A 26,845-nucleotide genomic window follows, 5' to 3' on the forward strand; every position below is an offset into this window, starting at 1 on the left:
CATTTACATTTGAACTCGCCTCGACGGGTGCGATATGAATAAATTCGGACATCGCATTTTTCGATTTTGTATTTTTCTAATCTAAAAGATCGGGGCGGCGATCATTCAATGCGCGACGGGCGACGGTGTAACGTTCGTGGAATTCTTTGGCGAGCGTTTCACGTCGATAACGCTGGCGTATGACGCGGTCGAGGTCTCCGGCACGGTTGACGAGATCGGTAAGGGACTTGCGCTCGATGTCGAATGCGGCCATGCCTTGTTCCACGGCGGCATCGAGGTCGCCGCGTCGGGCGTGGACAATGCCGAGGTCAATATGGGCGTCGGCGACCCGCATGGGGGCGTTGGAGGTGCCGTCCGGGCGGGTGTGCATCTGGATGGTTTCCCGCGCGTGTTCTTCGGCCCGGTCGTTGTCCTCCAGCCAGGTGTAGGCGGTGGCGGCGTAGAAGACCCACTTGGCGTGGTCGAACACGAAGTGATGGTCGGGGTTGTCCGGAAGCGGGAGCCTGCCCAGGATGTCGGCGCCTCGGGTGAGGGCCTTGTCGGCCTCGCGGCGGTCGCCGATGCGGGCCAGTCCGCGGGCCTCCTGCAAGGTGAGTTGGATCATGGCACTCGATTGGCCGGCGGCGGCCTGGCCCATGCGGGCGGAGGTGACCACGTCCTCGTAGCGGCCTTCGACCAGGGCGAACCACGCGGACATCTCGTAGGCCCAGCCCATGAGTTCGCCGTGTCCGACCTGGCGGCCCATCTCGTAGGCGGCCCGGCGGGCGGTCTCGGCCTCTTCCCGCTCGCCCAGGTCGTAATGGACGCACCCGAGTAGTGCGGTCAGCCATCCGGTGATGACCAGGAGTTCCCGGTGCTGGTCCAGGGTGACCCGGCCGGACAGGAGCCGGGTGATCTGGGCGAGGCGCTTCTGTGTCCGGTCGCGCAACGTGGCGGCGGGAACGACAGGGTAGGCGCGACACAGCAGGTCGACGGCCTCGGCGAGCGCTTCGAGCGTGCCGTTCCCGACGTCGGAGGCTTGGAGCTGCTGGGCGAGCTCCATCGTGCCGTACAGGTCGGCCTCGGCCCGGAGCGCGTCCGCAGGAGGCATCACGGTGGCCTCGATCAGGCGGCTCTGACCGCGCCGGTTCTGGCGGAACCCCAGGGCTTCGGGCTGCAAGCCGGTCAACTGGGTGAGGGCGACCCGGTAGGACGTATGCGGCCAGGAGACTTCACCCGCCTCCCACCGCCGGATTCGCTCCTCGTCACAGTTCAGGCGTTCTTTTATACCGGCCGGAGTGGCGTTGATTCGGTCGGCCATATCGGCGCGAGTGAGCTGGTGCTCATTACGCCATGCTCGGAGTTGGACGTTCGGGATGTTGTCGGGCATCTCGGGTCTTCCTCACGGCTGGGGGCTCAAGAGGGGGAAAGAAGGGGGGTTATTCGGGGGTCCTGCCATTCGGGAATTGCCGGTGGACTTGCCATCAAGCAACCACGGTACGTCAGCCCGCCTTCCGCCGCAGGGAGCGCGGTTCAAACAAGGAGATGGCGACGGTGACCCGGCCAGACGAGAACAGCGAGACACGCCCTTGCCCTGCGTGCCGGGGACGTGGAACCAAGCTGCGCGCCTCGCGCCGTGCCCTTCTCCTCGGCGAGAGCAGCGCAGATCACGAGACGTACGGAGAACAGGAATGTCTCGACTGCCTCGCAAGCGGCCGGGCCGAAGGGAACGCCAGATGAACCCGATCATGCAGGCCACCGCGGCCTTCGTCGACCACCAACGCAACCTGCACGACGCGCGTGCCCTCATGCGCCTGCGCGACGAGCTGCTGAAGCTCAAGGTCCGCGCCGAACTGCGCGACAACGACAGCGCACTCATGGTCCACCGCCCCGAGCCGGGCCTTCCGGTGTGGGTCTTCGTCGGGTACGGCGGGGCCTACTACTCCTGGCAGTCCGCCGAGAAGCGCCACCCGGTGAGGGATCCGAACGGGGCCGCCCAGGTCCTGGCCGAGTACGTCGGCCGCTGAAGACGGGCACGGCGGGGCAGCGAGCCCATCGGCATGGAGGGTGCTCGATGAGCGTCACCCCTGCCCCGTCGTGTCTCCGCTCCCCGGCAGGCAGTAGAGCATTCGCCGCACAAGCCCACCCCCTGTGCGTGCTTCCCCCGTCTCTGCTGCCTGCCGGGGCTTCCTCATGTCGGTCGCCCTTCTCCCGGTCCGGGGTGACAGGACGGCCGGGTGGGGATACGCTCAAACTTGGTAAAACAACCTGTCGGGTGCAGGATGGTCATGATGTCGCTTGAGTCCGTACCGCCGAAGTATGCACAGCTCGTGCAGACGCTCCAACGGCGGATCGAGGCGGGAACCTATCCTCCCGGCTCGCTCCTCCCGAGCGAGAACCAGTTCATCCAGGAGTTCGGCGTCTCCCGGCCCACCGTGGTCGCCGCCCTGCGTATGCTGCGAGAACAGGGCTGGATCGACTCCCAGCAGGGCAAGGGCCGTTTCGTGCGCGGACGCCCCGCCCTCGCCTCGGCCGAACAGCCCCGGCCCGGACAGGCGTACCTGATCGCTCCGGAGAGCGCGTCGCAGGGCGAGATCATCGAGGCGGCGGCGATCACCGCCCCCAACCGCATCGCCTCCCTGCTCGGCCTCGCCGCGAAGAGCAAGGCGTTCCTGCGCCGGCGACTCGTCAGCCGGGACGGTGAGCCGACCGAGATGGTCTCGCTGTGGCTGCCGGTCGAGCTGTCCCAGGGCACCGACCTGACCAGTGCCGAACCGCTGGCCCAGGGCCTCCGCGAACACCTCCAGTCCCGCAAGGGCGTGCGCTTCGACCACGTGGTGGAGCAGATCACCGCCCGCATGCCCACGACCGACGAGGCCAAGCGACTCGGCATGCCGAAGAACACGCCGCTGCTGGCCGTCTACGGCGCGGTCCGGGACGCCTCGGGTACGGCGCTGGCCGTGGCGGAGGTCTTGCTTCCGGCCGACCGGCATGAACTGGAAGACGCCTACCCGATCACCTGACTCGTTCCCCACTGCCCTTGAGCGCCGTCGAATGCAACACTCTGGATCATGGAGTATGTGAAGGTCGGCACCAGTCCTGTCGGCAATGTGCTGGACCCCAGGCCATACCTGGAGGTGCTCCCCGAGCTGGCCTCCAAGCTGCCGCCGGGTGCTCGTGCATTCGCTGCCGACCCGGCCCACTACGACTTCTATGGCCAGCGATGCGTCAAAGATCTCGCTCTCGAACGGATCGCCTTCGACGAGGACGGGGGCCTCATGGAACTCGGCTTCCGGCACAACTGCTGGAAGCATGAGGAGGACCTGACGATCCGCTATAGCGGTGTGACTCACTACGAATCCACCGTGTCGGCGAACGCGGTCATGGGGTCTGTTCTGGTCCTGGACGAGATCCTTCCGCACCCGGACGGCTGTAGCCACGAGATCGCTCTGATACCTGGCACCATCGTCTTGACGTGCAAGGACCTGACCGCCACATGGACTGATGCGGAGTGCTCCGACAAGTGACTGTCTGGAGCTCCATCTTTCCCGCCTAGGCACTTGACCTACCAAGTCGAGCTGCCGTACTCTCAGATCAGTTGATAGGTTAAGTGACTATCACTCGACAGGAGGAAATCGTCATGGCTCTGCAAGGCCCCATCCCCGTCACCTTCGCCCAGGTCTTCCCGCACGGCTGCTACGTCGTCGGGGAGGTCGAGGCGGTCAAGGACTTCGACGCCTCGACCAACGGCCGGTTCGTCCAGGCCCGCGACAAGTCCACCGGAGAGCTGGTGTGGCAGGTCGCGGTCATGGACGCCGACCCGGCCGTCAAGCCCGGACAGAAGACCGTCGCCGTCAAGATCCTCGCCCCGGTCCAGCCCGTGCCCCCGGCTCCCATGCCGGGCCTGCCCTTCACCCCGGTCGAGTTCGACCACGTCACCGTCACCCCGTACGTCAACGGCACCGGACGCCTCGCCTACTCGATCAAGGTCCGCGAGATGCGCGCCCCGCGCACCGGTACCGCTCCCGCCAAGCCCGCCACCGCCACCGCCACCACCGCGAAGGACGCCGCCTGATGACCCGTCGTAGGAACCACCGCGTCAGCATCATCAACCTCAACACCGGCCGGGGCGCTCGCGCGACCAGCCACCCCTACCCGGCCCGCACACCGGTCCTGGCGCTCGACTTCGGGGCCGTCTCGGTCCTGGTCACCACCACCGCCAGCGACCGGGTGACCGCCGCTGACGTCGAGTTCGCCCGCCAGCTCGCCCGTGAGGCCCAGACGTTCGCCCGCTCGGTCGAACGCTCCTTCCACGGCATGCCCGACGGCAAGGGCATCGCGGCCTGACATGGAAACGGGGCCGCTGGAACTGGTCCTTCCGGCGGCCCCTGGTCTCCCCAGATGCGATTCAAGAGAGAGCTGAAGTCTAATGTTCAAGAAACTGCCCGGCGACGAGGCCCCTACCCTCGTCTCCACCACCCCTGACACCGCCGTCGTCTTCCGCCCGGCCGTCGTCCAGACCCCGGCCATCATCACCATCGTCATCTTCGCCTGGCGGCTTCTGGTCGGCCTCGTCCGGCTCACCTGGCGTCACCCGATCGCCCTGGCCGTGCTCACCGTCCCCGCCGTCCTCGGCTGGCTGTACGGCTGGCGCGTCGCCCTGGTCGCGGTCACGGTCCCCCTCTCCGTCCTCGTCCCCTGGGCGCTGTTCGACCGGCCGACCTTCAACGCCTGGATCGGCTGGCGGCTGCTCGCCTGGTGGCGGCTGGTCTGGGTCTACCGGCGGCACTGGCAACCGGTGATGATGATCTCCGGGCTCGGCCGTCACCTCCGGGGCCGCGACTGTCTGCCCCGCCTGCTCAAGGTCACCTGCACCTCGTGGGCCGACGTGGTCACGGTGAAGATGCTCAGCGGGCAGGCCGTCAAGGACTGGGCCGACCGGACCGAACACCTCGCGCACGGCTTCGGAGCGGTCTCCTGCCGGGTCACCGTGGCCCGCGCCGGCCGGTTGCTGCTCACCTTCCCCCGGTGCGATCCGCTGGCCGTACCGCTCCCGGCCGTCCCCATCGCCGAGACGCCGTCAGTCGGCCCGGTGGAGGTCGGCCAGCAGGAGAACGGGCAGCCGTGGCGGCTCAAGGTCCACGGGACTCACGTCCTGGTCGCCGGGGCCACGGGGGCGGGCAAGGGCTCCGTCATCTGGTCGGCGGTCCGCGGGCTCCTCCCCGCCGTCCGGGCCGGGCTGGTGGAGCTGTGGGCGCTGGACCCGAAGCTCATGGAGCTGTCCTACGGCCGGGCCGTCTTCGGCGACCGGTACGCGGCCTCTCCCAAGGAGTGCGCCGACCTGCTCGACGAGGCGGTCTCAGTCATGCAGGAGCGGGCGAGCCGGTTCGCCGGGGTCCAGCGCAACCACGTTCCGACCGTCGACGACCCGTTCATCCTGGTGATCGTCGACGAGGTCGCGTTCCTCACCGCCTACCAGTCGGACAAGGGACTACGGCAGCGCATCACGGCCGCGCTCGCCACCCTGACCACGCAGGGCCGGGCAGTCGGCGTCGGCGTCCTGGCGGCTCTCCAGGACCCGCGCAAGGAGGTCATGAACATCCGCAACCTCTTCCCCGACAAGATCGCGCTCCGGCTCGACGAGTCCGAACAGGTGGACATGGTCCTCGGCGACGGTGCCCGCGACCGGGGCGCGCTGGCCGATCACATCTCGCCGATCCCGGAGCAGGGCGCGGGCGTCGGGTTCGTCCGGCTCGAAACCAGTCCCGACCCGATCCGGGTCCGCGCGGCCTACGTCTCCGACGCCGACATCCGCGCCATGGCCCGCGACTTCGTCAGGGGTGAGGCCGCGTGACCCTGGCCCACTTCCTCGACAACCTGCGCTGCTCGATCTGCGGCACCCTCAACGCGCTCTGGCTCGACCCCGTCCGGGGCCTGGTCGAGTGCCAGGAGTGCGGACAGCGGGCGCTCGCCTTCCCGGAGATCGGAGAGGGCGAATGACCGAAGCGCAGACCACGCTCCCGGAGTCCTCGGCCCGGCTGGTGAAGACCGTCCTGCCCTCCGCCCTGGAGGTCCTGGAGGCGGTGGCCGTACAGAACGGTGTCTGCATCCGGCCCGTGCCGCTCAAGCGGATCGACCTGGCGACCGGCAGGGCCGAGATCCTCGACGTGCCGTGCGGCGCGACCCTGGAGGGCAAGTGCCCGGCCTGCGCCAAGCGGAACCGGCAGCTCCGCATGGCCCAGTGCCGGGAGGGGTGGCACCTCGACCATGAACCGGTCGTCGTCAAGAGCGATCCCGACGAGGAACAGCGGCGGCTCGTCGAACAGCGGGCGGATCTCCAGATGGCGCGGGACCGGGCGGAAGAGGCCGACGACTCCACCGCTGCCCTCGACGCGGTCATCTCCGACCTGGACGCCCAGATCAGAGCGGCCGGGGTCCGCGGTGAGGTCCTGCCCGACGACAGGCCCAAGCGCACCCGCTCGACCCGGCGGCGGCAGGACGCCCCCGACCTGCCCAGGCGGACCCGTGAGGCGCGGACCGTGGGGCAGACCTTCACGGCTCCGGACGGGAAGACCTACCGGCCGTCGCTGTTCGTCACGCTCACCCTGCCCGGCTACGGCCGGGTCCGGCAGGACGGCACCCCCGTCGACCCGGACACCTACGACTACGTCCGGGCGGCCCGCGACGCGCTGCACTTCTCCAAGCTCGTCGACCGGTTCGTGCAGAACCTCCGGCGCGTGGCGGGCTATGACGTGCAGTACTTCTCCTCCGTCGAACCACAGCGGCGGCTCGCCCCGCACCTGCACATGGCGGTCCGGGGCACCCTGCCGCGCAGGGAGGTCAAGGCCATCGCCGCCGCGACCTACCACCAGGTGTGGTGGCCTTCCGTCGGGACGGTCGTCTTCGAGGGCGACCACCTGCCCGTCTGGGTGGACCGGCCCGAGCGCGCGGAGCCGTACCCGGACCGGCAGGCCGGCGACTACCTCGACCCGGTGACGGGGGAGCTGCTGCCCACCTGGGACCAGGCCCTCGACCGGCTCGACGCCGACGAGGACGCGGAGCCGTTCCACGTGCTGCGCTTCGGCGTCCAGGTGGACGTTCAGGGCGTGCTCGCCGGAACTCCGGACGCCGACCAGTGCATCCGCTACCTCGGCAAGTACCTGACCAAGTCGGTCGGCGAGTGTCACACTCCGGAGACCGACGCCCAGCGGCGCCACGTGCAGCGCCTGGCCGACGTGCTGCGCTACGAGCCGTGCGCGCCGACCTGCCCGAACTGGCTCCGGTACGGCGTGCAGCCCAAGAACGCCAAGGCGGGCATGCGGCCCGGTGCCTGCCGGTCCAAGGCCCACAAGCCCGAACACCTCGGCTACGCGGGCCGCCGGGTCCTGGTCTCCCGCAAGTGGTCCGGCAAGACCCTCCGCGAGCACAAGGCCGACCGGCGGGCCTGGGTGATGGAAGCGCTCGGCCTCACCGACGACCAGCCCGCCGACCGCTACGCCTGGCGGCCGGTCGTGGCCGGTGACCCCGATCTGCTGCCCCGTGCCCGCCGCCTGCTCAGACAGATCTCCGAACGCCAGCGGTGGCGCAGGGCCATGCAGCAGGCGGAGGCGAGAGCGACGGGACAGCAAGATCTTTCGGCAACTCCACTGGCCGCCTGACGGGAGAACCCATTGGACGAACTTCTCAAGGCCCATGAGGCCGCCGCACTGCTCCACACCTCCGAGCGTTTCGTCCGCCGACTGATCGCGGAACGCCGGATCGAGTTCGTGAAGATCGGCCGACACGTCCGCATCCGGGAATCGGCCCTGCTCGCCTTCATTGCCGCCGGGACGGTCGAACCCCTGGCGGCTTCCGACGTCACCGAGAGGGCTGCCTGATGGCCAACAGAGACGGTCGCCGACGTTTCGGCAACATCCGCAAGCGTGAGTCCGGTCGCTACCAGATCCGGTACCCCGGCCCGGACGGGCAGATGCGCAGCGGCACCGAGACGTACGAACGCAAGAGCGACGCCGAACGGGCACTGTCGCTGATCGAGGCGCAGATCATCAGGGGTGAGTGGACCGACCCGGAGCGCGGCAAGGTCAAGCTCAAGGACTACGCCGAGACGTGGATCTCCCAGCGGCCCGGCCTCCGGCCTCGCACGGTCGACCTCTACCGCTGGCTCCTCAAGAAGCACATCGCCCCGCATCTCGGCAACGCGGCCATCGGGAAGCTCTCCACCGCGATGATCCGGCAGTGGCGGGCCGACCTCCTCGGCAACGGCGTCTCGGTCTCGGTGGCGGCCAAGGCGTACCGCCTGCTGCGGGCCGTACTGATGACGGCGGCCGAAGAGGACCACATCATCGCGCGTAACCCGTGCCGGATCCGCGGGGCCGGCGACGAGCACGCCCAGGAACGCCCGGTCCTGACCGTGGCCCAGGTCTTCGAGCTGGCCGATCTCGTGGGCCGCCGACCGGTCGGCAACGTGCGCAAGCTCAAGGAGAACGCCTACCGGCTCCGCTTCCAGCGGCACGGCGAGATGCGCACCCACCCCGAGGTCTTCGGCAACCGCGCCGCCGCCGAGCGGGTGCTGTGGAAGATGGGCATGGACGGCCGGGCCGACTGCACCCATGACCGGCGCTTCCGCGCCCTGGTGCTTCTGGCCACCTTCGCCAGTCTGCGCTGGGGCGAGGTGAGCGCGCTGCGCCGCAGTGACCTCGACCTCGACGCGGGGACGGTGCGGGTCCGGGCGGCCTACGTCGAACGCTCCACGGGGGAGCTGGTCCTCGGCCCGCCCAAGTCCAAGGCCGGGCGGCGCGTCGTCGGCATCCCGCAGGGGATCGTCCCGGCGCTCCGCGAACACCTGGACACCTACGTTCAGGCCGACCCCGGCGCGCTCATCTTCCCCGGCGCCAAGGGCGGCCCGCTCCGCCGCAGCGGCTTCAACACCCGCACACGCTGGGTGGAGGTGGTCCGGGAAATGGGCCTGCCCGGCCTGCACCTCCATGATCTGCGTCACACGGGCAACATGCTCGCCGCCGAGTCGGGCGCGGGGCTCAAGGACCTGATGGCCCGGATGGGTCACGACAACGTGCGGGCCGCGATGATCTATCAGCACGCCGTAAGGGGTGCCGATCGGACGATCACCGATGCGATCGATCGCCAGATCACCCGGCGCGATGACGACGAGGACGGCCCGACCGGTGCGCTGGTCCCGGCGGGTTAATGGCCCGCCAATGGCCCGAGAAGATCAAAGAGCTCCAGAAACGATCAAGGCTCGGGTCGGGATTCTCTCCCTGACCTGGGCCTCGGTGTGTGGAGCGGGTGACGGGAATCGAACCCGCGCTGTCAGCTTGGGAAGCTGATGTTCTGCCATTGAACTACACCCGCAGCGGCGTGCCGCGCCAACCACTGTAGCGGAAACTCCGGCCACTCTGGACCCTCCACGGGCCCGAGTTTCTCGGCTTATCCGGACCGGGCGAGCGTTGGTAGGTTGCCTCACGTGCTGCTTTCCGATCGTGACATCCTCGCCGAGATCGAGTCCGGACGGGTCGGACTCGATCCCTTCCAGCCGGAGATGGTCCAGCCGTCCAGCGTCGACGTGCGGCTGGACCGCTACTTCAGGGTCTTCGAGAACCACCGCTACCCGCACATCGACCCCGCGGCGGAGCAGTCCGACCTGACCCGCATGGTCGAGCCCGAGGGGGACGAACCGTTCATCCTGCACCCGGGGGAGTTCGTCCTGGCCAGCACCTACGAGGTCATCACCCTGCCGGACGACATCGCCTCCCGGCTGGAGGGAAAGAGTTCCCTGGGCAGGCTCGGCCTGCTCACGCACTCCACGGCCGGTTTCATCGACCCGGGGTTCAGCGGGCACGTGACGCTGGAGCTGTCCAACGTCGCGACGCTGCCGATCAAGCTCTGGCCGGGGATGAAGATCGGCCAGTTGTGCATGTTCCGGCTCAGCTCGCCGGCGATGCATCCCTACGGTTCCGAGAAGTACGGTTCCCGCTACCAGGGCCAGCGGGGCCCGACTCCGAGCCGCTCCCACCTGAACTTCCACCGGACCCGGATCTGACACCGGCCTCGCCGTCCGGAGCGGGCCCGCCGCCGGGGGCGGGTTCACCGTCCCCGGCGGACCCGACCGCCCGCCGGGATCCGCCACCGGGGCCGCACCGGCCTCCGCCGGAGCCGCGCTCGCCGTCGAAGAGGGGCAGCCCCGGGACGAGCAGGGCGAGGAGCGGCAGGAGGGCGGTGGCGGCGCTGGCGGTCAGGAAGAGGTCGGGGCCCAGCGACTCCGAGAGCGGCACCGCCAGCGCCAGACCGAACGGGCTCATGCTCAGCGCCGCCATCCACTCCAGGGACGCCACGCGGGCCTGCCGGTCGGACCGGACGGTGCGCAGCATGCCGATGATCCACTCGATGGCGGAGATCTCCAGGCCGATCCCGGCCAGCAGGTAGCAGGCGAACACCCAGCCCGGCACGATCGGCTCCATCAGGGCCAGGGGCACGAGGCCGTACGGCAGGAGCCCGGCCATGGCGACGAGGCCGGGGCGCCGGGGCGACAGGCGCATGGCGGCGACCGCGCCGATCAGGCCGCCGAGCGAGAGCGCCGCCAGGGTGAGGCCGTACATCCCGTCCAGCGGGGACCGGTACGGCGACGCGGTGGTGACCGGGAGCAGCACCTGGGCGGGGGCCACGATGAAGGTCTGGTGCAGTGCCGTGACGGAGATCACGACGGCCATCCAGGGGCGGCGGGAGACCTCGGCGACGCCTTCACGGATCTCGACGGAGACCGGGAGCCGGAGCCCGTGGGCGGCGGGGGGTTCGTGGACCCGGCGGAGCAGCAGGGCGCTGGCCGCGAAGCCCGCCACCGCGAACCAGAGCGCCGCCCGCGGGCCCAGGACGGTGACCGTCAGGGCGCCGACGACGGAACCGGTGACGGCGCCGATCCGCCAGGACGCGCTGGTCAGGCCGACGCCGGTGCGGTGCAGGCCCGTCGGGAGCACGGAGGCGAGGCAGGCCTGGAAGGCGGGGCGGAAGAAGGCCTCGGTGCCGCCGGCGAGGAAGACGGCGGCGCCGAGCACGGCGGGCGCGGGGGAGGGCCAGAGGGCCACGGCGGCGACGATCAGCAGCAGGACGCACTGGGAGACCGCCATCACGGACTTGCGGGGCAGCCGGTCGGCCCAGACGCCGCCGAAGACGGCGAAGGCCACCAGGGCCACCAGGCGCCCGGCGAGCACCACTCCGACGGCCGAGCCGTCCGGGTCGCCGGCGAGGAGCGCGGTCACCACGGCGATGGGGAAGACGTGGTCCGAGGCCACCGAAGCGGTCAGACTCCACCAGAGCAGACGAAACGGGCGCTCTCGCCATACGTCGCGGGCCCCCATGTGCTATCAGTATTCGCCATAAGATGGTCAAAGACCAGCAAAACGGTCGGCGGAAAGATGCCGCCAAAGCTCACCGATCCGCGTGTCGCTGCGCATACAGGGGGTAGCGACAGGGAGAAGAGTGGGCCTCTAGCGGGTGAAGTTCGCATTTCCGCTGGTAACCCTTACTCTTCTCTGCGGACCATCCCCGCACATCTGGAGATCGACGTGCGCCTGCGTCTCACACCTAGTGAGGACAGCTACTACGACTTGTTCGCCGACTCGGCGAACAACCTCGTCACAGCGTCCCGGCTGCTGGTAGAGATCATTAGTGAAGGATCGGACAGGGAGGCCCTGGCCGAGAAGATGCGCGCGTGTGAGCACGCGGGTGACGAGCGCACCCACGCGATCATGAACCGCCTCAACGAGAGCTTCATCACGCCCTTCGACCGCGAGGACATCTACCGTCTCGCAGCCAACCTGGACGACGTGATGGACTTCATGGAGGCCGCCGCGGACCTCATCGTCCTCTACCAGATCGACCACCTTCCCAAGGAGGTCGTCGGGCAGGTCGAGGTCCTGGAGCGCGCCGCCGAGCTGACCGCCGAGGCCATGCCGCGGCTGCGCTCGATGCGCAACCTGAACGAGTACTGGATCGAGGTCAACCGCCTGGAGAACCAGGCCGACCAGGTCTACCGCCGCCTGCTGGCCAAGCTCTTCAGCGGTGAGTACGACGCGCTCACCGTCATGAAGATGAAGGAAGTCATCGACCAGCTGGAGGGCGCCGCCGACGCCTTCGAGCACGTGGCGAACACGATCGAGTCGATCGCGGTCAAGGAAAGCTAAGTGGACCTCTCGCTCGCCCTGGTCATCGGGGTGGTGGTCGTGGCGCTGATCTTCGACTACACCAACGGCTTCCACGACGCCGCGAACGCGATCGCGACCTCGGTCTCGACCCGCGCGCTGACCCCGAGGGCCGCACTGTTCATGGCCGCGGCGATGAACTTCCTGGGCGCCCACCTCGGCACCCAGGTGGCGTCGACCGTCGGCAAGGGCATCATCGACGCCCCCCAGGGGTCGCACGGCCTGGTGATCGTGTGCGCCGGGCTGATCGGCGCGATCACCTGGAACATGGTCACCTGGTACTTCGGGTTGCCCTCCTCCAGCAGCCACGCGCTGATCGGCGGACTGATCGGTTCGGCGCTCGCCTCGACCAGCGTCATCCACTGGGACGGCGTGGTGGAGAAGGTCGTCATCCCGATGATCCTCTCCCCGCTGGTCGGCTTCACGCTGGCCGGCGCCATCATGATCGGGATCCTGTGGGCCTTCCGGCGGGCCCACCCGGGCAGGGCCAACCGCGGCTTCCGGCACGCCCAGACGCTCTCGGCGGCGGCCATGGCCCTGGGCCACGGCCTGCAGGACGCGCAGAAGACCATGGGTGTGATCTTCCTGGCGCTCGTGGTCGGCGGCCACGTCCAGGAGAACGACCCGATCCCGCAGTGGGTCATCCTGGCCGCCGCCACGGCGATCTCGCTGGGCACCTACGCGGGCGGCTGGCGGATCATGCGCACCCTGGGCCGCCGGATCATCGCCCTGGACCCCCCGCAGGGGTTCGCGGCCGAGGCGGCCGCCTCGACCGTCCTGTACGGCGCGGCGATCGGCTTCGGCGCGCCGATCTCCACCACCCACACCATCACCAGCGCCATCATGGGCGTGGGCGCGACCAAGCGCCTGTCGGCCGTGCGCTGGGGCGTGGCGGGCAACATCGTGACCGCCTGGATCCTCACGATCCCGGCCGCCGCGCTGGTGGCCGCGCTGTCGTACTACGCGCTGCACTGGATGGTCGAGTAGCCGTCCGGTGAGCGGGGCGCCGGCCGCCCGGGGGAGACCCCGGGCGGCCGGCGCCTTCTCATGCCGGGCCCGCTCCGCTTCCTGCGACCCCTCCGTTTCCCGGGCCCACTCCGCGGCCGGTCACCTCCGGTACATCACGTCGGTGTCCCAGCGGGTGAAGCCCAGCCCCTGGTAGAGGCGGACCGCCCAGGCGTTGTCCTCGTCGACGTAGAGCAGCACCTCGGCCAGGCCGCGCGAGCGCAGGTGCTCCAGGCCCGCCAGGGTCAGCGACCGGCCCAGCCCGGCGCCCTGCTCGGCCGGGTCCACCCCGACCACGTAGACCTCGCCGATCGGCTCGTCGCCCCGCCCGCCGCCGGTGTCGTGCACCTTCGTCCAGTGGAAGCCGGCCAGCCGCTCGCCGCGCACCGCGAGGAAGAAGCCCGCCGGGTCGAACCACGGCTCCTGCTCGCGCAGCCTCAGGTCGTCCAGCGTCCAGGAACCCTGCTCCGGGTGGTGGGCGAACGCCAGGGCGTTCAGCGCCACCCAGGCCTCGCCGTCGGACGCCGGGTCGAAGGTGCGCAGCCGTACGCCGTCGGGGAGCGTGAAACCGGGGAGGGGGGCCGCGTGCGGGCCGGAGAGCGGGCGCCGCATCTGCCACAGCGACCGGACCTTCACCAGGCCCAGCGACCTCGCCAGCGCCTCGGCCCCCGGGTGGCCGCCGTGAGCCCAGACCCGGACCGCCTTCCTGTTCCGGTCCCGGTCCTGTACGAACCGGAACAGGCTGCTGCCGTGGCCCCGCCGCCGGAAGGCCGGATGGACCACCAGCTCGGCGCTCGGGCCCTCGGCGGGGTCCGACAGGTCCACGTGCGCGTAGCCCGCGAGGTCCTCTCCGGCGTACAGGAGCGCGGCCTCCGCGTGCTCGCCGCCGCCGCGGCGCAGCTGCAGCATCGCGTGCTCGTTGAGGGGGCTCACCCCGTCGGCCTCCGTGGCGGCCACGACCAGCGCGAGCACGGCGGCCACCTCCCGCCCGTCGAGTCGTTCCCGGTGTTCCACACGCACGTCCATGTCCTGGACTCTAGAACCCCTCAGGGCCCCCGAGATCGCCCGGGACTGGCAAAAGACGCCATCTCCCGGCCAGATGAATCGTTACCTTGCGGACATTCGATGCATAGATAACGGCTCTAGTGTCGTGTTTCATGATGTCCCGTTCCTTCCAGCGGTTGGCCATGGCCGGCGTCCTCGCCTCCGCCGGCCTCGTGCTCGTGACGGGACCGGCCGAGGCGGGCAACAAGCCCGCCAAGACGGTGCCGGTCCGCCTCCTGTCCCTCAACGACTTCCACGGCCACCTGGAGCCCCCGACCGGGTCCTCGGGCCGGATGGTCGACGAGACCGGCGCCACGGTCTACGCCGGCGGCGCCGCCTACATCGCGGCCCACATGGAGCAGCTCACCGACAAGAACACGCTGAAGGTCGCCCAGGGCGACCTGATCGGCGCCACCCCGCTGATCTCCGCGGCCTTCCACGACGAGCCGTCGGTCGAGTTCCTCGGCAAGATCGGCGTCACCACCTCGGCCGTGGGCAACCACGAGTTCGACGAGGGCTACGCCGAGCTCCGGCGCATCATGAAGGGCGGCTGCCACCCGGTGGACGGCTGCTCGCCCGCCGGCGAGTGGAAGGGCGCTGCGTACGACTACATCGGCGCCAACGTGATCCTCAAGCGGAGCGGCGCCGGCGCCGAGAAGGACGCGCTCGCCGCCCTCGGCGGGAACAGCTCCTCGCTCCGCAGCCTGCTGCGGCAGTACGGCGTCCCGGCGCTGCCCCCCGTCTCCATCCGCTGGATGAACGGCGTGCCGATCGGCTTCATCGGCCTGGTCACCAAGACCACCCCGAACATCGTCACCGCCGAGGGCATCAAGGACCTGGAGTTCGTCGACGAGGTCAAGGCCGCGAACGTCGCCTCCAGGCTGCTCAAGCTGGTCGGAGTCAAGGCGCAGGTCGTGCTGGTGCACGAGGGCGACCAGGTCACCGCGGGCCAGTCGCCCGACGCGTGCAGCGCCCAGCCCGGCGCGGGCAACCGCATCGCCACCCAGGTGGACGCCGAGATCGACATGATCCTCAGCGGCCACTCGCACCAGGCGTACCTGTGCACGGTCGCCGACCCGAAGGGCAACCAGCGCCTCTACAGCCAGGGCGGCTCGTTCGGCCGGGTGATCACCAAGGTCGACTTCCGGGTCGACGTCCGCACCCGTGACGTGGTCCGCTCCTCCGTGGTCGCCGACAACCAGGTCGTGACCCAGACCATCACCCCCGACGATGACATCGCCACGTTCGTCCAGACCTGGAAGGACCGCGTCGCCACGGTCGCGAACAAGCCGATCGGCAAGATCACCGCGGACATCACGAACACGGCCGCGCCCTCCGGCGAGTCCCCGCTGGGCAACCTCATCGCCGACGGCCAGCTGGCCGCCGCGAGGACCGGCGGCAACGCCCAGATCGCGCTGATGAACCCGGGCGGCGTCCGGGCGAGCCTCACCTACCCGAGCTCCCCCGCGGGCGAGGGCGACGGCGTCGTGACCTACGGAGAGGCCTTCACGGTCCAGCCGTTCAACAACCTCCTGCAGGTGGTCACCCTCACCGGCGCCCAGCTCAAGACGCTCCTGGAGCAGCAGTTCCCCGGCGGCCCCAACAACCAGGCCTTCACCAAGATCCTGCAGCCGTCGTCGAACCTGACCTACTCCTACAGCGCGAGCGCGGCGTGGGGCTCGAAGGTCTCCGACATCAAGATCGACGGGGTCGCCGTGACGGACGCCCAGACGATCCGGGTCGCCGCCAACAACTTCCTCGTCGGCGGCGGTGACGCCTTCGCCGCCTTCACACAGGGCACCGACGTGTGGAGCGGCCCGCTCGACATCGACGCGTTCGCCGCCTACTTCGCGGCGAACCCGGTGATCGCGCCGCCGACCCCGAACCACATCACGGTCCTGCCGTAGGGGAGCGCGACGGCCCGAACGAGAGAAGGGGCCCGCCGGACCGTCCGGCGGGCCCCTTCCCGCGTCCGCCTCCGGCGGCCGGGTCGTGCGGGACGGGTGGTACGGCGCGGCCGGGGTGGTACGGCGGGCCTCGCGGACTCCGCGGCGGGGGCCCGCGGCAGGGACCGGCTCAACGGTCGAGGCCCGGGGCAGGGACCGGCTCGGCGGCGGGGGCCCGCGGCAGGGACCGCCGGCTCAGTGGTGGGCCGGCTCGCGCTCCTCGGAGGCCTCGCCGCCGCGCTCGGGGACGAACCGGTAGCCGACGTTGCGGACCGTTCCGATCAGCGATTCGTACTCGGCGCCGAGCTTGGCGCGCAGCCGCCGGACGTGGACGTCCACGGTCCGGGTGCCGCCGAAGTAGTCGTAGCCCCAGACCTCCTGGAGCAGCTGTGCCCGGGTGAAGACCCGGCCGGGGTGCTGCGCGAGGTACTTCAGGAGCTCGAACTCCTTGAAGGTCAGGTCCAGCGCCCGGCCGCGGAGCCGGGCGGTGTAGGTGGCCTCGTCGATCGAGAGGTCGCCGCTGCGGATCTCGTCCGGGACCTCCTCGGCGGCGGACAGGTTCATCCGGCCCACGGCCATCCGGAGGCGGGCCTCGACCTCGGCGGGCCCGGCGCTGTCGAGGATGACGTCGTCGGCTCCCCACTCGGCGGTCATCGCGGCCAGGCCGCCCTCGGTGACGATCACCAGGAGGGGGCAGTCGAGGCCGGTGGTGCGCAGCAGCCGGCACAGGCTCTTGGCCTGGACCAGCTCGCGGCGCGCGTCCACCAGCACGGCGTCGGCGGGCGCCGCGTCGAGCAGCGCGGACGCCTCGGCGGGCGCGACCCGGACCGAGTGCAGCAGCAGACCCAGGGCCGGAAGCACCTCGGCCGACGGCTGCAGGGCATTGGTAAGAAGCAGGAGGTTGCTCACGTGCACTCCTTCGCCGGGCTCATTGGCAGGCTCTCGTGCGGGGCGCGCTCGGCCGGCTCGTCCACGATCGCCTCCTTCCCGCGTCTTGCCGGCGGTAGCCGTACGAAAACACGTAGGGACCCGGGGGCTACGTCGCCCAGGTCCCGTAGTAGGCGAGGATATCCGAGAAGGGTCGGGCGTCCAGCGGACGTCCACCTGATGAACACGTGTTTCCCCGGTGGATTCGCCGTAATCAGGTGTTGACCGAGCGTATGCCGGAAGGGGTGGTCGTCGGATGGCCAGGGGCAGGATCCGCTACTGGGCGGCGGCGAAGGACGCGGCGGGCGTCGCGGAGGAGTCCTTCGAGGCCGCGGACCTGGCGGAGCTGGTGGCGAAGGTCACAGCGGGGAGGGAGGCGCTGGCCGTCGTGGTGCGCCGGTCGTCCTTCCTGGTGGACGGCAACCCGGTGGGCGCCCGGGCGCACGAGACGATCGTGCTCCCGGACGACGCGACGGTCGAGGTGCTGCCGCCCTTCGCCGGCGGCTGACGGGCGGCCCGGGCGGCAGGCGCTCTTCGGGTACGGCCCGGCACGGCCCGGCGCGCTCCGGGCGTACGGCCGGCACGGTCCCGGAGTACGGCCCGGCGTGTTTCGGATGTACGGCCGGCACGGTCCGGGGGTGCCGGTCGGCGTGCCGGGGACACGGCCCTGCCGCGGAAACGTGGCAGAGCCGGGCTCACGTTTCGGGTGAGATTGCCGGGGAACGCGCCGCGGTGGCAATCTGGCCGGATCTGGGAACGGACACGGAAACGAACGACGGGAAGTCGGATGCGCAAGCTGCTCGCTTTTCTGATCCTGCTGCTCGTTCTCCTCGCGATCCTGGACAGGGTCGCGGTCGCCGGGGTGGAGAAGGAGATCGCCACGCGGGCCACCGCGCGCTACGACCTGGCGGCCCCGCCGGAGGTGACCGTCCACGGCGTGCCGTTCCTGACCCAGGCCGTGGCCGGGCGTTACGACGAGGTCGAGGTGAAGGTCGGCGCGCTGAACGCCGCGGGCGTCCGGCTGTCAGGCGTGGACGCCGTCCTGTACGGCGTGACCGCCCCCCTGTCCGACCTGGTGCTCCGCGCGGACCAGGTGGAGGTGCGCGCCGAGCGCGTGGTGGGCACCGTGGTGGTCCCGGAGGCGACGCTGAACCAGCGGGCGCCCAAGGGGATGCAGGTCGACGTCTCCCCCTCCGGCCTCGACGTCGGCGGAGAGATCACCTTCCTCGGGCGGAAGGTGCCCGCGAAGGCCAGGATGAAGATCGAGCTGACCGAGAAGGGCCTGCGGCTCATCCCGGAGAAGGTCACCCTGGGCGGCGGCATCACGGTGCCCGACCCCGAGCGGTTCCTCCGCTACGAGGTCCCGATCGGCAACCTGCCCTTCGGCATGAAGTTCACCGAGGTGACGCCCGTGGCCGGAGGGCTGCGGATCACGGCGGAGGCGTCGGACGTCCCGCTGCAGGACTGAGCGGCCCGTGCCGGGCCGCGACCCCCGTCCCCGCCCGCGGCGGCACCGCCGTCGCGGATGTCCGGTGACGGCCGGGCCGCCCCCGGTGACCGGGGCGGGTGATCGTGCCGGGCCGCCGCCGACCGGGGCGGGCGGCCGTGGCTGAACCGATCCGGCCCGCCGTACGTCGTGAGGGTGTGAGCCACGCCGGAACCGCCGACGAGCAGCTCGTCAGAGCGCTCTTCGACGAGCACGGCGGGCCGCTGTACGGCTACGTGCTGAGACTGACGGGCGACCCGGGGAGAGCGGAGGACGTCGTGCAGGAGACCCTGCTGCGGGCCTGGCGCCATCCCGACGCGCTCGGCGGGCGCTCGATCCGCGCGTGGCTGTTCACGGTGGCCCGCAACCTCGTCTTCGACCAGCACCGGGCGCGCCGGGCCCGCCCGCCGGAGACGGGCGACGAGGCGCTGGCCGTGGTGCCCGCCGAGGACGAGCTGGAGCGGGCCGTGGAGTCCTGGGCGGTCGCCGAGGCGCTGGCCGCGCTCCGGCCCGAGCACCGCGAGGTGCTCACCGAGGTCTACTACCAGGGGAAGTCGGTCAAGGAGGCGGCCGAGGCGCTCGGCATCCCCGCCGGGACGGTGAAGTCGCGCACGTACTACGCGCTGCGCGCGCTCAAGCTGGCGCTGGAGGAGCGGGGGCTCGCGCCATGACGATGAACTGCGACGAGGTGCGGATGTCGCTCGGGGTGCACGCCCTGGGCGCGCTGGACCCGGAGGAGCACGCGGCGGTGGAGGCGCATCTCGCCGGGTGCGAGGAGTGCCGGGCGGAAGCGGAGGAACTGGCCGGGGTCGCCGGATTCCTCGGCAGGGTATCCCAGGAGGACGTGGTCCAGGTCGCCAGCCCGCCGCGCGCGGTGCTCGACCGGCTGCTCGACGCCCGGACCAGGCGGCGCCGCCGGACGGCCCGGACGCTGCTCGCGGTGGCGGCCTCGGTCGTGCTGGCCGGCGTCGGGGGGACCGTCTGGATGGCGGCGGAGCGGTCCGCGCCGGAGATGTCGGCGGCCTCGGCCCCCGACTCCGGGGCCTCCGCCCCGTCGGCCGCTCCCGGCGCTTCGCAGTACGGCGCCTTCGGGGAGGGCGCCTCCGAGGACGCGGCGAGCGCCCCGCGCGACGGCGACGTCTCCCGCAAGGAGCGCGGGCCCTCCCCGGACGCGGCCGTCCGGGCCGCACCCAGCGAGTCGGCCGCGCAGGCCGCGCCCAGCGAGTCGGCCGGCCCGCAGATCATGCTGGACGCCCCGCAGGAGCCGCTGGTCAGGGAGGAGAAGAAGGGAGCCGTCCGGGCCCGGGTGACCGCCGTGCCCGGGGCGGGGGCGACCGCCGTCGAGGTGGTGGTCTCCGGGGTCGCCGAGGGCACCCGGTTCCGGCTGGACGCGGTCGACGCCGCCGGGAACCGCGAGACGGCCGGGAGCTGGACCGTCGACCGGGCCGCCTACGAGGAGTCGGGCCCCTTCCGCGGCTCGGTCACCATCCCGCCGGGCGGCGTCGACAGGTTCGAGCTGGCCACCGTCGGCGGCCGGGTGCTGCTCGTCGTCCCGGCCCGCTGACCCGCGCTCCCGCGCCCCGGACCGGCTCCCGCGCCCCGGACCGGAGGCCGGCCCGGTCCGGAATCGGACCCGACCCGGTCCGGGCCGGACCGGACCGGACCGGGAATGGCCTGCGCCGGACTGGGAATGGCCTGCGCCGGACTGGGAATGGCCTGCGCCGGACTGGGAATGGCCCGCGGCGGGCGGGCGTTGTCGTGCCCGATGACCGGTCTGACGGTGCTGCTGGTGACGCTCGCCGCGGCCGCGCTCGCGGGCGTGGCGCTGCGGCGGCGCGGCGGCGTGCCGCGCGAGGTGAGGGGCGACGTGCAGCGGATGACTCCGGACGACCTCGGTGCGGAGCTGGGCGAGCGGGCCACGCTGGTGCAGTTCTCCAGCGCCTTCTGCCAGCCGTGCCGGGCCACCCGCCGGATCCTCGCCGAGGTGGCGGAGATGGTGCCCGGTACGGCGCACGTGGAGATCGACGCGGAGTCCCGGCTGGAGCTGGTCCGTTCCCTGAACATCCTGCGCACCCCCACCGTGCTTATCCTCGACCGGTCGGGGTATGTGGTGAAGCGTGCCTCGGGCCAGCCACGGAAGGCCGACGTCATCGGGGCGCTGGGCCTCGCCATCGGTGAGTGAGCGGAGCACCTTATCGCCTTCCGGATCACCCTGTCTCAGAAACTGGACAGGGATGTGACAGATAGCGGGACGCCGGGGTAATGTCATCGCCATGCACCCCATGACAGAGCTGCTGACGAAGCGGCGCGCGGTCGACTTCTGCCGCGTCGCCACCGCGCTCTGTCGCGTTTCCTGAGGGCGATCCCAAGCGGCCCCGGCCGCACCCGATCTGCACGACCCTTCAGGAGCATCGCACGATGCAGGCTGATCCCAGAGCCCTTCGCTTCGCCGCGACCGTAACCGCCGCCGTCCTCGCGCTCGTCCTCGTCACGGACAGCGTGTGGCTGCTGGCGGCCCAGACCGCGGTGTTCGCGCTGGGTGCCGTCGGCGCCTCGCCGTACGGGATGGTTTTCAAGGGGATTGTGAAGAGCCCTCCCAGGGACCTGGAGGACGCCCGGCCGCCGCGCTTCGCGCAGTTGGTCGGACTCGCCTTCGCCCTGGCGGCCCTGGTCGGACACGCAACGCAGATCGCGCCACTGGCCCTCGGCGCCACCGCCGCGGCCCTGTTCGCCGCCTTTCTCAACGCCGCATTCGGCTTCTGCCTCGGCTGCGAGACGTATTTGATCATCCGCCGCCTACTGCCCGCCGCAAGATAATCCCGGAGGAATCCCAATGAGCCGTTCCGCCGCCCTGGTGGACGCCGACTGGGTCGAGGCCAACCTCGACACCCCTGGTGTCGTTCTCGTCGAGGTCGACGAGGACACCAGCGCCTACGACAAGGGCCACATCCGTGGCGCCGTGAAGATCGACTGGAGGGACGACCTCCAGGACCCGGTCCGCCGCGACTTCGTGGACCGCGAGGGCTTCGAGGCGCTGCTGTCGGCCCGCGGCATCGCCAACGACGACACCGTGGTGCTCTACGGCGGCAACAACAACTGGTTCGCCGCCTACGCCTACTGGTACTTCAAGCTCTACGGCCACGAGAACGTCAAGCTCCTCGACGGCGGCCGCAAGAAGTGGGAGCTCGACTCCCGCGAGCTGGTCACCGAGGTGCCGCAGCGCGCGGCCACCCAGTACAAGGCCAAGGAGCAGGACAAGAACCTGCGCGCCTTCCGCGACGACGTGCTCGCCGCGATCGGCAAGCTCAACCTGGTCGACGTGCGCTCGCCCGACGAGTTCACCGGCAAGCTGCTCGCCCCGGCCCACCTCCCGCAGGAGCAGGCGCAGCGCGCCGGCCACGTGCCGACCGCCCGCAGCATCCCGTGGTCCAAGGCTGCGAACGACGACGGCACCTTCAAGTCCGACGAGGAGCTCAAGGCCCTCTACGAGGGCGCCGGCGTCGACTTCAGCAAGGACACCATCGCCTACTGCCGCATCGGCGAGCGCTCGGCGCACACCTGGTTCGTGCTGCACGAGCTGCTCGAGCAGGCCAACGTCAAGAACTACGACGGATCGTGGACCGAGTACGGCTCGCTCGTGGGCGTGCCGGTCGAGTTGGGAGAGGCCCGATGAGCACCCAGGGTTGCGCAGCACCGGAGCAGACCGCCGCTCTTCCCGCCGGGATCGACCTGTCGACCCAGGCCGTCATCCAGGGCGTCGTGACGGGTGCGGGCACCGCCTACGCCCGCCTGCTGGACCACTCCGGCGAGTTCACCGGCGAGGTCGTCGTCTCGGAGGAGGGCGTCTTCCGCTTCTTCGCCGCTCCCGGTGACTGGACCGTCCGCATCATCGCGGGCGGCGGCGTCACCAAGGACGTCCCCGCCCAGGCCCGTCTGGGCGAGGTCACCCAGCTGGCCGTGGCCGTCTGAGCCGTACAGCGGTCCGACCGCGCAGATCTGCACGGTCAGACCTGTGTGGTCAGACCTGACCGCGCAGATCTGACCGCACAGCGATCTGAGCCGCGCGGCCGTCCAGGCCGCTCCGCGTGAGAAGGACCGGCGTCCCTCCTCGGTGAGGGACGCCGGTCCTTCGCCTTTCCGGCGGTCGCCTGCCCCGCCTCCTCGATCGGGGTCGGCGTCGCTTTCCCCGGCACAGGGCGGGGTCGGGTGTGAGCGGTGTTCGGCTGTGGTGTGGGGCGGTGGATCGCTACGATTCGTCGGGTGCCCGGAACGTCTGCTGCGTCCTCATCGTCCCCGTCCGCCCCGCCGGCCTCACCGCCGCAGGCCGCCGGACGGGCGCCCGCCCGGCTCACGGCGTACTCGCTGCCCCTGCACACCTTCAGGGTCTTCGGCGCCTGCGCGCTCTCACTGGTGCTCTGGTTCTCCGCCGGGCGGGCGGTCCGCGCGGCGCTGATGTGGGCGGGCACCGAGCTGGCGCACGGCGACTATCGGCAGGTGCGGATCGTCGTCACGACGCTGATCTTCACGCTGATCGTGCTGAACGAGCTCGTCGTCATGGTCGGCATGCTGCACTTGGTGCGCGGCGCGCTCCGTGAGATCCGGGTGCGCAGGGCGGAGGACGAGGGCGCGGACGAGAGTCTGTTCGGTGCGCTCAACCGGACCACGCTGCTCTTCGCCACGATCTACCTGGCGTGGAGCTTCCACCGGGAGGACGCCCAGGAGTTCATCTCCCTGGACAGCATGAAGCGGATCGACCAGGACCTCCAGGGATCGTTGGCCGGGATCGAGAGTGAGGCCGGCACGATCCTGCTCGGGCTCGACATGCGGATCTCCGCCGGGATCGCGGTGGCGGCCTACATCCTCAGGACGCTGTTCGCCTGGCTGCACATGAACGGCAGGGTGCGCGGCGGCGGCGTGCTGACCGCATTCTTCGAGCTGGGCCTCGCCTTCTACGGCCTCAACGCGCTGTTCGCCCTCGCCGCGTCACGGGCGGACTGGCTGGACGAGCGGGCCGCCGTGGCCGCGGTCAAGGGCTGGTTCGAGGACCTGGAGAAGACCCTGCCATGGTGGAAGGGGTTCTGGGAGGGCGTCGGTGATCTCTGGCCGCTCCTCGTGGACGCGCTGATCGAGCCGCTCGCCTGGCTGGCCGTGGCCGCGCTCGTCTACGGCGCCTTCGCCGAGGACACGCGCGCGGTCGTCCGGGGGACCCGGCTGGAGACGGTCGCCGACCGGGTGGAGCGGACGCACGCCCTGACCCGCACGACCATGAGCGGGGCGACGATCGGGTTCCGGGACCGCTGGGTCCCGCCGGTCCACGCCTTCCGGCTCGCCATCCGCGGCGGCGCTCCGCTGTTCGGTGTGTTCTGTCTGTGCTACGTCGCCCTCCAGGTGGGCGCCGACTACGCGGACCGGAGCATCCGGGCGCTGGTCGGCAGCGACTTCCCCTTCTTCTGGACGCTGTTCAGCAGTCCGGTGGAGTTCGCCGTGGACCTGGTCGCCGGAGTGCTGACGGCCTGCCTGCTGGCGGCCGCGTTCGACATCGCGGCCACCCGCAGCCGCGAGGCCGGGCAGGCGCTCACCGCCTGAACAGCAGCACCTGGTCCTGGGGTTCGGTCTTCTCCGTGCCGGCGCGCTTGAACAGCTGATCCACGTTCTCCTCCTCCAGCGGGACGCGGATCGTGCTGGGGATGACGTGGACCTCGACCTCGTCGGCGACCTCCTGCGGCACCACGCTGACCGCGTTGTATCGGTAGGCGGTGCCGATCTTGTGCTCCTTGACCTCCAGGGGGAGGTCGTTGTCGGAGATCAGGACCTGCCAGCTGCGGCCGTCGGGATGCACGGCCTTGATCGTGGGATCGCCGCGCCGGATCACCCCCTCGGTGTCCAGGGAGGTCCTGGAAACAGTGATCTTGAGCCACTTCCGGCCGGGCTTGGCCTTCCCCAGACCCGGCAGGCTGTCCGCCGGCTCGACCTGGGCCCTCCAGGACACGCGCATGAGCGTGCCGCTGCCGCCGGGCTCCACGGGGTGGAACCGCAGGGCGGGGATGCCGGTCCGGTAGAAGCTGTAGCCCTCCCAGGTCGGGATCCCGACGGCCAGGGCGACCGCGACGAGCAGCCCGCCGACCCGCAGCGCCGTGCGGCGCCGCGGCGCGGGGGCGGCGGCCCCGGGGGCCGGCGGGGTGTCCTCCGGCGGCTCTGGGGCCTCCGGTGGGACCGCGGGGGCCGCGCCGGAGGCCGCCACCGGGGACGCGCCGGTCGCGGGAGCGGGGACACCCCGCGAGGGGGCGGAGGCGGGCCGCGGGAGCGGCGGCGTGGGGACCGCGGGGAAGGGCTGGGTCGACGACCCCGGTGACTCGCGCACGGGCCGGGGCACGGGCGGCCAGACCTGCTCGTCGGGGAAGACCTGCCGGGGGGCGGGCATCCAGGGCAGACCTGCGGGCGACGGTTCGGAGGCGGCCGACTGCGGTGCCGGGACGGCGGGCGCCGCCGAGACGGCCGGGTGTTTGAAGGCGGGGTTCGGGGCGGTCGGGTGCCCGGGGTGGGTCTCCGGCGGGGCCGGCCAGGCGCCGGAGGCGGGCCAGGGGGCGCCGCGGTAGGGCTCGCCCTCGTAGGGCGCACCGTGGGAGCCGCCGTAGGGGCGGCCGTGAGACCGCCGGGGGGCCTCGGCGGGCGGCTCCTCCCGCCCGGGAGCGGACCAGTCCGGGAGGCCCGCGTTCTCCGGGGCCGGGGTGCCGGTCACTGCTTACTCGTCAAGGGGTAGACGTCCTTCGCATCGGCGATCAGGCGTTGCGTGCCCGCCTCGTCCAGGCCCAGGTCGACCTCCACCTCCGGCTGGTAGGTCTCCCCGATGAACCCGTTCTTCAGCGGGAGTACGATCCGGGCGCCGGTCAGCGCATTCACCGGGACCTCGAAGACCGCCACGCCCTCCGTCCACCAGCCCGGCTGGATGTAGGGGTTGACGATGGTCAGCGAGGAGTCGACCTTGTCGGTGGCCTGGTAGCGCTTGTCGTCGTCGGTCAGCAGCACCGGGGCCGCGAACTGCTGCGGCTCCCGATGAGCGGTCGCCTCCAGCGTGACGACGACGAAGATCCCCGAGGTGGTGGCCTTCTCCACCTTCTCGGCCGCGTCCGTGGTCTGCACCGAGCGCGCGCCGTACACCCCCTTCACCCGGGCGGAGAAGCGCGAGGCGACGACCTCCTCGCCGAGGCCGCCGGTCCAGGTCAGCGCGGCGCTGCTCTCCTCGCGGCCCAGGGCGGTGGACTGCAGGGCCACCGCGGCGGCTGCCAGGGCCAGCCCGGTGAGCAGGGCGCCCGCGCGGCGCATCCGGCCCGGCCGCCGGGGCCGGCGGCGACGGCCGTCGGCCGGGCCGGGCGCGTCGGCCGGGCCCACCGGATTCGGGCCCGTCTGGCTCTGACCCGTCTGGCTCGTGGGAGGCGCGGAGCTCATCAGCCCTCCTCCCCGCGCTCGACGGGCAGGGTGACCTGCGCCACGACCTTCGGCGGGGAGTCGTCCGCCGCCCCGTCCTGCTCCAGGATCCAGCTGCCCGTGACGATCGTGAACTGCTCCAGGAACTCGAACGTCCCCACGTCGAAGCGCACCTTCTCCGGAGCCTCCTGCCCCTCGGGCAGCTCGTAGCGGAGCACGACGGTGGAGGCCATGCCCGGGTGCAGCTGCCGGCTCGGCACCCCCTCGTCGGCGATGTTCACGATGGGGCCGCCCTCGGGCGCGATCGCCGGGCTCATCGCGAGCAGGCCCTTGGCGAAGAAGTAGCCGTCCTTGCCCGGCGTCCCCGTGCCGGTGGTCTCCTCGCCCTTGTTCGTGACCTCGAGTTCGACCTCCAGGAACCGCCTGCCGCCGGGGCCGTACTCGTCCGGCTGGTAAACGGTCCGCGACGTCACGAACTTGGTGAGAAACTGTTTCTGATCCACGACGGCGCCGGGGCCGAGCTGCTTGGGAGGTTCTTTGGGAGCGTCGGCGAAGCCGCCGAGGGCGGCGGTGACCCCCAGGCCGGCGGAGAGGACCAGGGCGGTGACGGGCACTGCGATGGGGCGTCGCCGTCGGGTACCGCCGCCGGGGGGAGACGTCATGACAATGGATGGTAATAGCTGATCTCAGTACCGTCCGACTCATTCATCCCACATGTCACGATGAACGAGCGGAAAATACAGCGGATTGACCTGAACCCCGCCCCAACGGCAGGTCCAGCTCATACGCTGTCACGGAGGCGGACGAGAGCCCGACGGCGG

General features: G+C 71.0%; 31 protein-coding genes and 1 tRNA gene. 24 read left to right on the forward strand and 8 right to left on the reverse strand.

Annotation, left to right across the window (positions count from 1 at the left end; translation table 11 throughout):
* Positions 1-76: 76 nt before the first annotated feature.
* On the reverse strand, positions 77-1,369 hold the full coding sequence (locus HS048_RS07060) for a hypothetical protein (protein WP_196466500.1): 1,293 nt from the start codon (positions 1,367-1,369) through the stop codon (positions 77-79).
* Positions 1,370-1,715: 346 nt separating this feature from the next.
* Here HS048_RS07060 and HS048_RS07065 point away from each other — a divergent pair, with 346 nt between their 5' ends.
* The 10 genes from HS048_RS07065 (at position 1,716) to HS048_RS07110 (ending at position 9,184) form a co-directional block, all read left to right on the forward strand.
* Positions 1,716-2,006 (forward strand): hypothetical protein, encoded by a 291-nt coding sequence (locus HS048_RS07065; RefSeq protein ID WP_196466501.1) that lies wholly within the window; start codon positions 1,716-1,718, stop codon positions 2,004-2,006.
* Positions 2,007-2,309: 303 nt separating this feature from the next.
* The gene (locus tag HS048_RS07070) at positions 2,310-3,002 is read left to right on the forward strand and encodes a GntR family transcriptional regulator (RefSeq protein WP_196466502.1); all 693 of its coding nucleotides are present in this window, start codon (positions 2,310-2,312) and stop codon (positions 3,000-3,002) included.
* 48 nt (positions 3,003-3,050) lie between these two features.
* Positions 3,051-3,506 carry a hypothetical protein gene (locus tag HS048_RS07075; protein ID WP_196466503.1) on the forward strand — a complete coding sequence of 152 codons (456 nt, stop codon included), beginning with the start codon at positions 3,051-3,053 and terminating at the stop codon, positions 3,504-3,506.
* Positions 3,507-3,619: 113 nt separating this feature from the next.
* On the forward strand, positions 3,620-4,054 hold the full coding sequence (locus tag HS048_RS07080) for a plasmid replication, integration and excision activator (protein WP_196466504.1): 435 nt from the start codon (positions 3,620-3,622) through the stop codon (positions 4,052-4,054).
* Positions 4,054-4,326 carry a hypothetical protein gene (locus HS048_RS07085; RefSeq protein WP_196466505.1) on the forward strand — a complete coding sequence of 91 codons (273 nt, stop codon included), beginning with the start codon at positions 4,054-4,056 and terminating at the stop codon, positions 4,324-4,326. Before HS048_RS07080 ends, HS048_RS07085 begins: the two co-directional genes overlap by 1 nt.
* A gap of 82 nt (positions 4,327-4,408) precedes the next feature.
* A complete protein-coding gene (locus HS048_RS07090; protein WP_196466506.1) occupies positions 4,409-5,833 on the forward strand; it encodes an FtsK/SpoIIIE domain-containing protein in 1,425 nt (474 codons plus the stop codon).
* Positions 5,830-5,979, forward strand: coding sequence for a hypothetical protein (locus HS048_RS07095; RefSeq protein ID WP_196466507.1), 150 nt, complete (start codon positions 5,830-5,832; stop codon positions 5,977-5,979). The genes HS048_RS07090 and HS048_RS07095 overlap by 4 nt, the downstream gene beginning before the upstream one ends.
* Complete coding sequence (locus HS048_RS07100; RefSeq protein WP_196466508.1) at positions 5,976-7,637, forward strand: replication initiator; 1,662 nt, start codon at positions 5,976-5,978, stop codon at positions 7,635-7,637. The genes HS048_RS07095 and HS048_RS07100 overlap by 4 nt, the downstream gene beginning before the upstream one ends.
* A gap of 12 nt (positions 7,638-7,649) precedes the next feature.
* Positions 7,650-7,856, forward strand: coding sequence for a helix-turn-helix domain-containing protein (locus HS048_RS07105; RefSeq protein WP_196466509.1), 207 nt, complete (start codon positions 7,650-7,652; stop codon positions 7,854-7,856).
* Positions 7,856-9,184 (forward strand): site-specific integrase, encoded by a 1,329-nt coding sequence (locus tag HS048_RS07110; RefSeq protein ID WP_196466510.1) that lies wholly within the window; start codon positions 7,856-7,858, stop codon positions 9,182-9,184. Before HS048_RS07105 ends, HS048_RS07110 begins: the two co-directional genes overlap by 1 nt.
* Positions 9,185-9,274: 90 nt before the next feature.
* On the opposite strand, the gene HS048_RS07115 is transcribed toward HS048_RS07110, so the two are convergent.
* Positions 9,275-9,348, reverse strand: a tRNA-Gly gene (locus tag HS048_RS07115).
* 112 nt (positions 9,349-9,460) lie between these two features.
* On the opposite strand from HS048_RS07115, the gene dcd reads away from it, so the two are divergent.
* Positions 9,461-10,036 carry a dCTP deaminase gene (gene dcd / locus HS048_RS07120; protein ID WP_068896379.1) on the forward strand — a complete coding sequence of 192 codons (576 nt, stop codon included), beginning with the start codon at positions 9,461-9,463 and terminating at the stop codon, positions 10,034-10,036.
* On the opposite strand, the gene HS048_RS07125 is transcribed toward dcd, so the two are convergent.
* Positions 9,921-11,282, reverse strand: coding sequence for an MFS transporter (locus HS048_RS07125; protein ID WP_196466511.1), 1,362 nt, complete (start codon positions 11,280-11,282; stop codon positions 9,921-9,923). The two genes, dcd and HS048_RS07125, sit on opposite strands and share 116 nt — an antisense overlap.
* 273 nt (positions 11,283-11,555) lie before the next feature.
* Here HS048_RS07125 and HS048_RS07130 point away from each other — a divergent pair, with 273 nt between their 5' ends.
* Positions 11,556-12,173: a DUF47 domain-containing protein gene (locus HS048_RS07130; RefSeq protein ID WP_068896381.1), complete on the forward strand. Its 618-nt coding sequence runs from the start codon at positions 11,556-11,558 to the stop codon at positions 12,171-12,173.
* Positions 12,174-13,178 (forward strand): inorganic phosphate transporter, encoded by a 1,005-nt coding sequence (locus tag HS048_RS07135; protein ID WP_068896383.1) that lies wholly within the window; start codon positions 12,174-12,176, stop codon positions 13,176-13,178.
* Between the two features lie 120 nt (positions 13,179-13,298).
* Here the strand turns inward: HS048_RS07135 and mshD are convergent, their stop codons facing one another.
* Complete coding sequence (gene mshD, locus HS048_RS07140) at positions 13,299-14,222, reverse strand: mycothiol synthase (RefSeq protein ID WP_196466512.1); 924 nt, start codon at positions 14,220-14,222, stop codon at positions 13,299-13,301.
* A 131-nt stretch (positions 14,223-14,353) separates the two neighbouring features.
* Between mshD and HS048_RS07145 the strand changes: the two genes are divergently transcribed.
* Positions 14,354-16,147 (forward strand): bifunctional UDP-sugar hydrolase/5'-nucleotidase, encoded by a 1,794-nt coding sequence (locus tag HS048_RS07145; RefSeq protein WP_196466513.1) that lies wholly within the window; start codon positions 14,354-14,356, stop codon positions 16,145-16,147.
* Positions 16,148-16,381: 234 nt separating this feature from the next.
* On the opposite strand, the gene HS048_RS07150 is transcribed toward HS048_RS07145, so the two are convergent.
* Positions 16,382-17,095: a response regulator transcription factor gene (locus HS048_RS07150; protein WP_068896708.1), complete on the reverse strand. Its 714-nt coding sequence runs from the start codon at positions 17,093-17,095 to the stop codon at positions 16,382-16,384.
* 274 nt (positions 17,096-17,369) lie between these two features.
* On the opposite strand from HS048_RS07150, the gene HS048_RS07155 reads away from it, so the two are divergent.
* From HS048_RS07155 to HS048_RS07195, 10 genes are all read left to right on the forward strand, one after another.
* Entirely contained in the window at positions 17,370-17,621 is a 252-nt protein-coding gene (locus tag HS048_RS07155) for a MoaD/ThiS family protein (protein ID WP_068896389.1), read from the forward strand.
* A gap of 279 nt (positions 17,622-17,900) precedes the next feature.
* The gene (locus HS048_RS07160) at positions 17,901-18,581 is read left to right on the forward strand and encodes a DUF2993 domain-containing protein (RefSeq protein WP_068896391.1); all 681 of its coding nucleotides are present in this window, start codon (positions 17,901-17,903) and stop codon (positions 18,579-18,581) included.
* 176 nt (positions 18,582-18,757) lie between these two features.
* Complete coding sequence (locus HS048_RS07165; protein WP_068896393.1) at positions 18,758-19,270, forward strand: sigma-70 family RNA polymerase sigma factor; 513 nt, start codon at positions 18,758-18,760, stop codon at positions 19,268-19,270.
* The gene (locus HS048_RS07170; RefSeq protein WP_084008183.1) at positions 19,267-20,163 is read left to right on the forward strand and encodes a zf-HC2 domain-containing protein; all 897 of its coding nucleotides are present in this window, start codon (positions 19,267-19,269) and stop codon (positions 20,161-20,163) included. The genes HS048_RS07165 and HS048_RS07170 overlap by 4 nt, the downstream gene beginning before the upstream one ends.
* Before the next feature lie 201 nt (positions 20,164-20,364).
* Positions 20,365-20,781, forward strand: coding sequence for a thioredoxin family protein (locus HS048_RS07175; protein WP_068896397.1), 417 nt, complete (start codon positions 20,365-20,367; stop codon positions 20,779-20,781).
* Positions 20,782-20,881: 100 nt separating this feature from the next.
* Entirely contained in the window at positions 20,882-20,956 is a 75-nt protein-coding gene (locus HS048_RS39095) for an Ms5788A family Cys-rich leader peptide (protein ID WP_369690507.1), read from the forward strand.
* 61 nt (positions 20,957-21,017) lie between these two features.
* Positions 21,018-21,416: a DUF4395 domain-containing protein gene (locus HS048_RS07180; RefSeq protein WP_068896399.1), complete on the forward strand. Its 399-nt coding sequence runs from the start codon at positions 21,018-21,020 to the stop codon at positions 21,414-21,416.
* Between the two features lie 16 nt (positions 21,417-21,432).
* Positions 21,433-22,272, forward strand: coding sequence for a sulfurtransferase (locus HS048_RS07185; RefSeq protein ID WP_068896402.1), 840 nt, complete (start codon positions 21,433-21,435; stop codon positions 22,270-22,272).
* A complete protein-coding gene (locus HS048_RS07190) occupies positions 22,269-22,568 on the forward strand; it encodes a DUF1416 domain-containing protein (protein WP_068896404.1) in 300 nt (99 codons plus the stop codon). The genes HS048_RS07185 and HS048_RS07190 overlap by 4 nt, the downstream gene beginning before the upstream one ends.
* A 291-nt stretch (positions 22,569-22,859) precedes the next feature.
* Positions 22,860-24,185, forward strand: a complete 1,326-nt coding sequence (locus HS048_RS07195) for a hypothetical protein (protein WP_196466514.1) — start codon at positions 22,860-22,862, stop codon at positions 24,183-24,185.
* Here the strand turns inward: HS048_RS07195 and HS048_RS07200 are convergent.
* From HS048_RS07200 to HS048_RS07210, 3 genes are read right to left on the reverse strand one after another with little or no spacing between them, the layout of a single operon-like run.
* Positions 24,175-25,338, reverse strand: coding sequence for a hypothetical protein (locus HS048_RS07200; protein WP_196466515.1), 1,164 nt, complete (start codon positions 25,336-25,338; stop codon positions 24,175-24,177). The genes HS048_RS07195 and HS048_RS07200 overlap by 11 nt on opposite strands.
* Positions 25,335-26,045, reverse strand: coding sequence for a hypothetical protein (locus HS048_RS07205; protein ID WP_153054161.1), 711 nt, complete (start codon positions 26,043-26,045; stop codon positions 25,335-25,337). The genes HS048_RS07200 and HS048_RS07205 overlap by 4 nt, the downstream gene beginning before the upstream one ends.
* Positions 26,045-26,686: a hypothetical protein gene (locus HS048_RS07210; RefSeq protein WP_153054162.1), complete on the reverse strand. Its 642-nt coding sequence runs from the start codon at positions 26,684-26,686 to the stop codon at positions 26,045-26,047. Before HS048_RS07210 ends, HS048_RS07205 begins: the two co-directional genes overlap by 1 nt.
* Positions 26,687-26,845 lie beyond the last annotated feature (159 nt).

Source organism: Planomonospora sp. ID91781, from assembly GCF_015711595.1.
Classification (GTDB): Bacteria; Actinomycetota; Actinomycetes; order Streptosporangiales; family Streptosporangiaceae; genus Planomonospora; species Planomonospora parontospora.

Bases quoted from the DNA above. Each gene is read 5' to 3' on its own strand.
- HS048_RS07170 (WP_084008183.1), top strand. From the start codon at position 19,267: ATGACGATGAACTGCGACGAGGTGCGGATGTCGCTCGGGGTGCACGCC.
- HS048_RS07155 (WP_068896389.1), top strand. From the start codon at position 17,370: ATGGCCAGGGGCAGGATCCGCTACTGGGCGGCGGCGAAGGACGCGGCG.
- HS048_RS07210 (WP_153054162.1), bottom strand. From the start codon at position 26,686: ATGACGTCTCCCCCCGGCGGCGGTACCCGACGGCGACGCCCCATCGCA.
- HS048_RS07090 (WP_196466506.1), top strand. From the start codon at position 4,409: ATGTTCAAGAAACTGCCCGGCGACGAGGCCCCTACCCTCGTCTCCACC.
- HS048_RS07185 (WP_068896402.1), top strand. From the start codon at position 21,433: ATGAGCCGTTCCGCCGCCCTGGTGGACGCCGACTGGGTCGAGGCCAAC.
- HS048_RS07110 (WP_196466510.1), top strand. From the start codon at position 7,856: ATGGCCAACAGAGACGGTCGCCGACGTTTCGGCAACATCCGCAAGCGT.
- HS048_RS07145 (WP_196466513.1), top strand. From the start codon at position 14,354: ATGATGTCCCGTTCCTTCCAGCGGTTGGCCATGGCCGGCGTCCTCGCC.
- HS048_RS07175 (WP_068896397.1), top strand. From the start codon at position 20,365: ATGACCGGTCTGACGGTGCTGCTGGTGACGCTCGCCGCGGCCGCGCTC.
- mshD (WP_196466512.1), bottom strand. From the start codon at position 14,222: ATGGACGTGCGTGTGGAACACCGGGAACGACTCGACGGGCGGGAGGTG.
- HS048_RS07075 (WP_196466503.1), top strand. From the start codon at position 3,051: ATGGAGTATGTGAAGGTCGGCACCAGTCCTGTCGGCAATGTGCTGGAC.
- HS048_RS07190 (WP_068896404.1), top strand. From the start codon at position 22,269: ATGAGCACCCAGGGTTGCGCAGCACCGGAGCAGACCGCCGCTCTTCCC.
- HS048_RS07160 (WP_068896391.1), top strand. From the start codon at position 17,901: ATGCGCAAGCTGCTCGCTTTTCTGATCCTGCTGCTCGTTCTCCTCGCG.
- HS048_RS07085 (WP_196466505.1), top strand. From the start codon at position 4,054: ATGACCCGTCGTAGGAACCACCGCGTCAGCATCATCAACCTCAACACC.
- HS048_RS07100 (WP_196466508.1), top strand. From the start codon at position 5,976: ATGACCGAAGCGCAGACCACGCTCCCGGAGTCCTCGGCCCGGCTGGTG.
- HS048_RS07080 (WP_196466504.1), top strand. From the start codon at position 3,620: ATGGCTCTGCAAGGCCCCATCCCCGTCACCTTCGCCCAGGTCTTCCCG.
- HS048_RS07065 (WP_196466501.1), top strand. From the start codon at position 1,716: ATGAACCCGATCATGCAGGCCACCGCGGCCTTCGTCGACCACCAACGC.
- HS048_RS07060 (WP_196466500.1), bottom strand. From the start codon at position 1,369: ATGCCCGACAACATCCCGAACGTCCAACTCCGAGCATGGCGTAATGAG.
- HS048_RS07205 (WP_153054161.1), bottom strand. From the start codon at position 26,045: ATGAGCTCCGCGCCTCCCACGAGCCAGACGGGTCAGAGCCAGACGGGC.
- HS048_RS07180 (WP_068896399.1), top strand. From the start codon at position 21,018: ATGCAGGCTGATCCCAGAGCCCTTCGCTTCGCCGCGACCGTAACCGCC.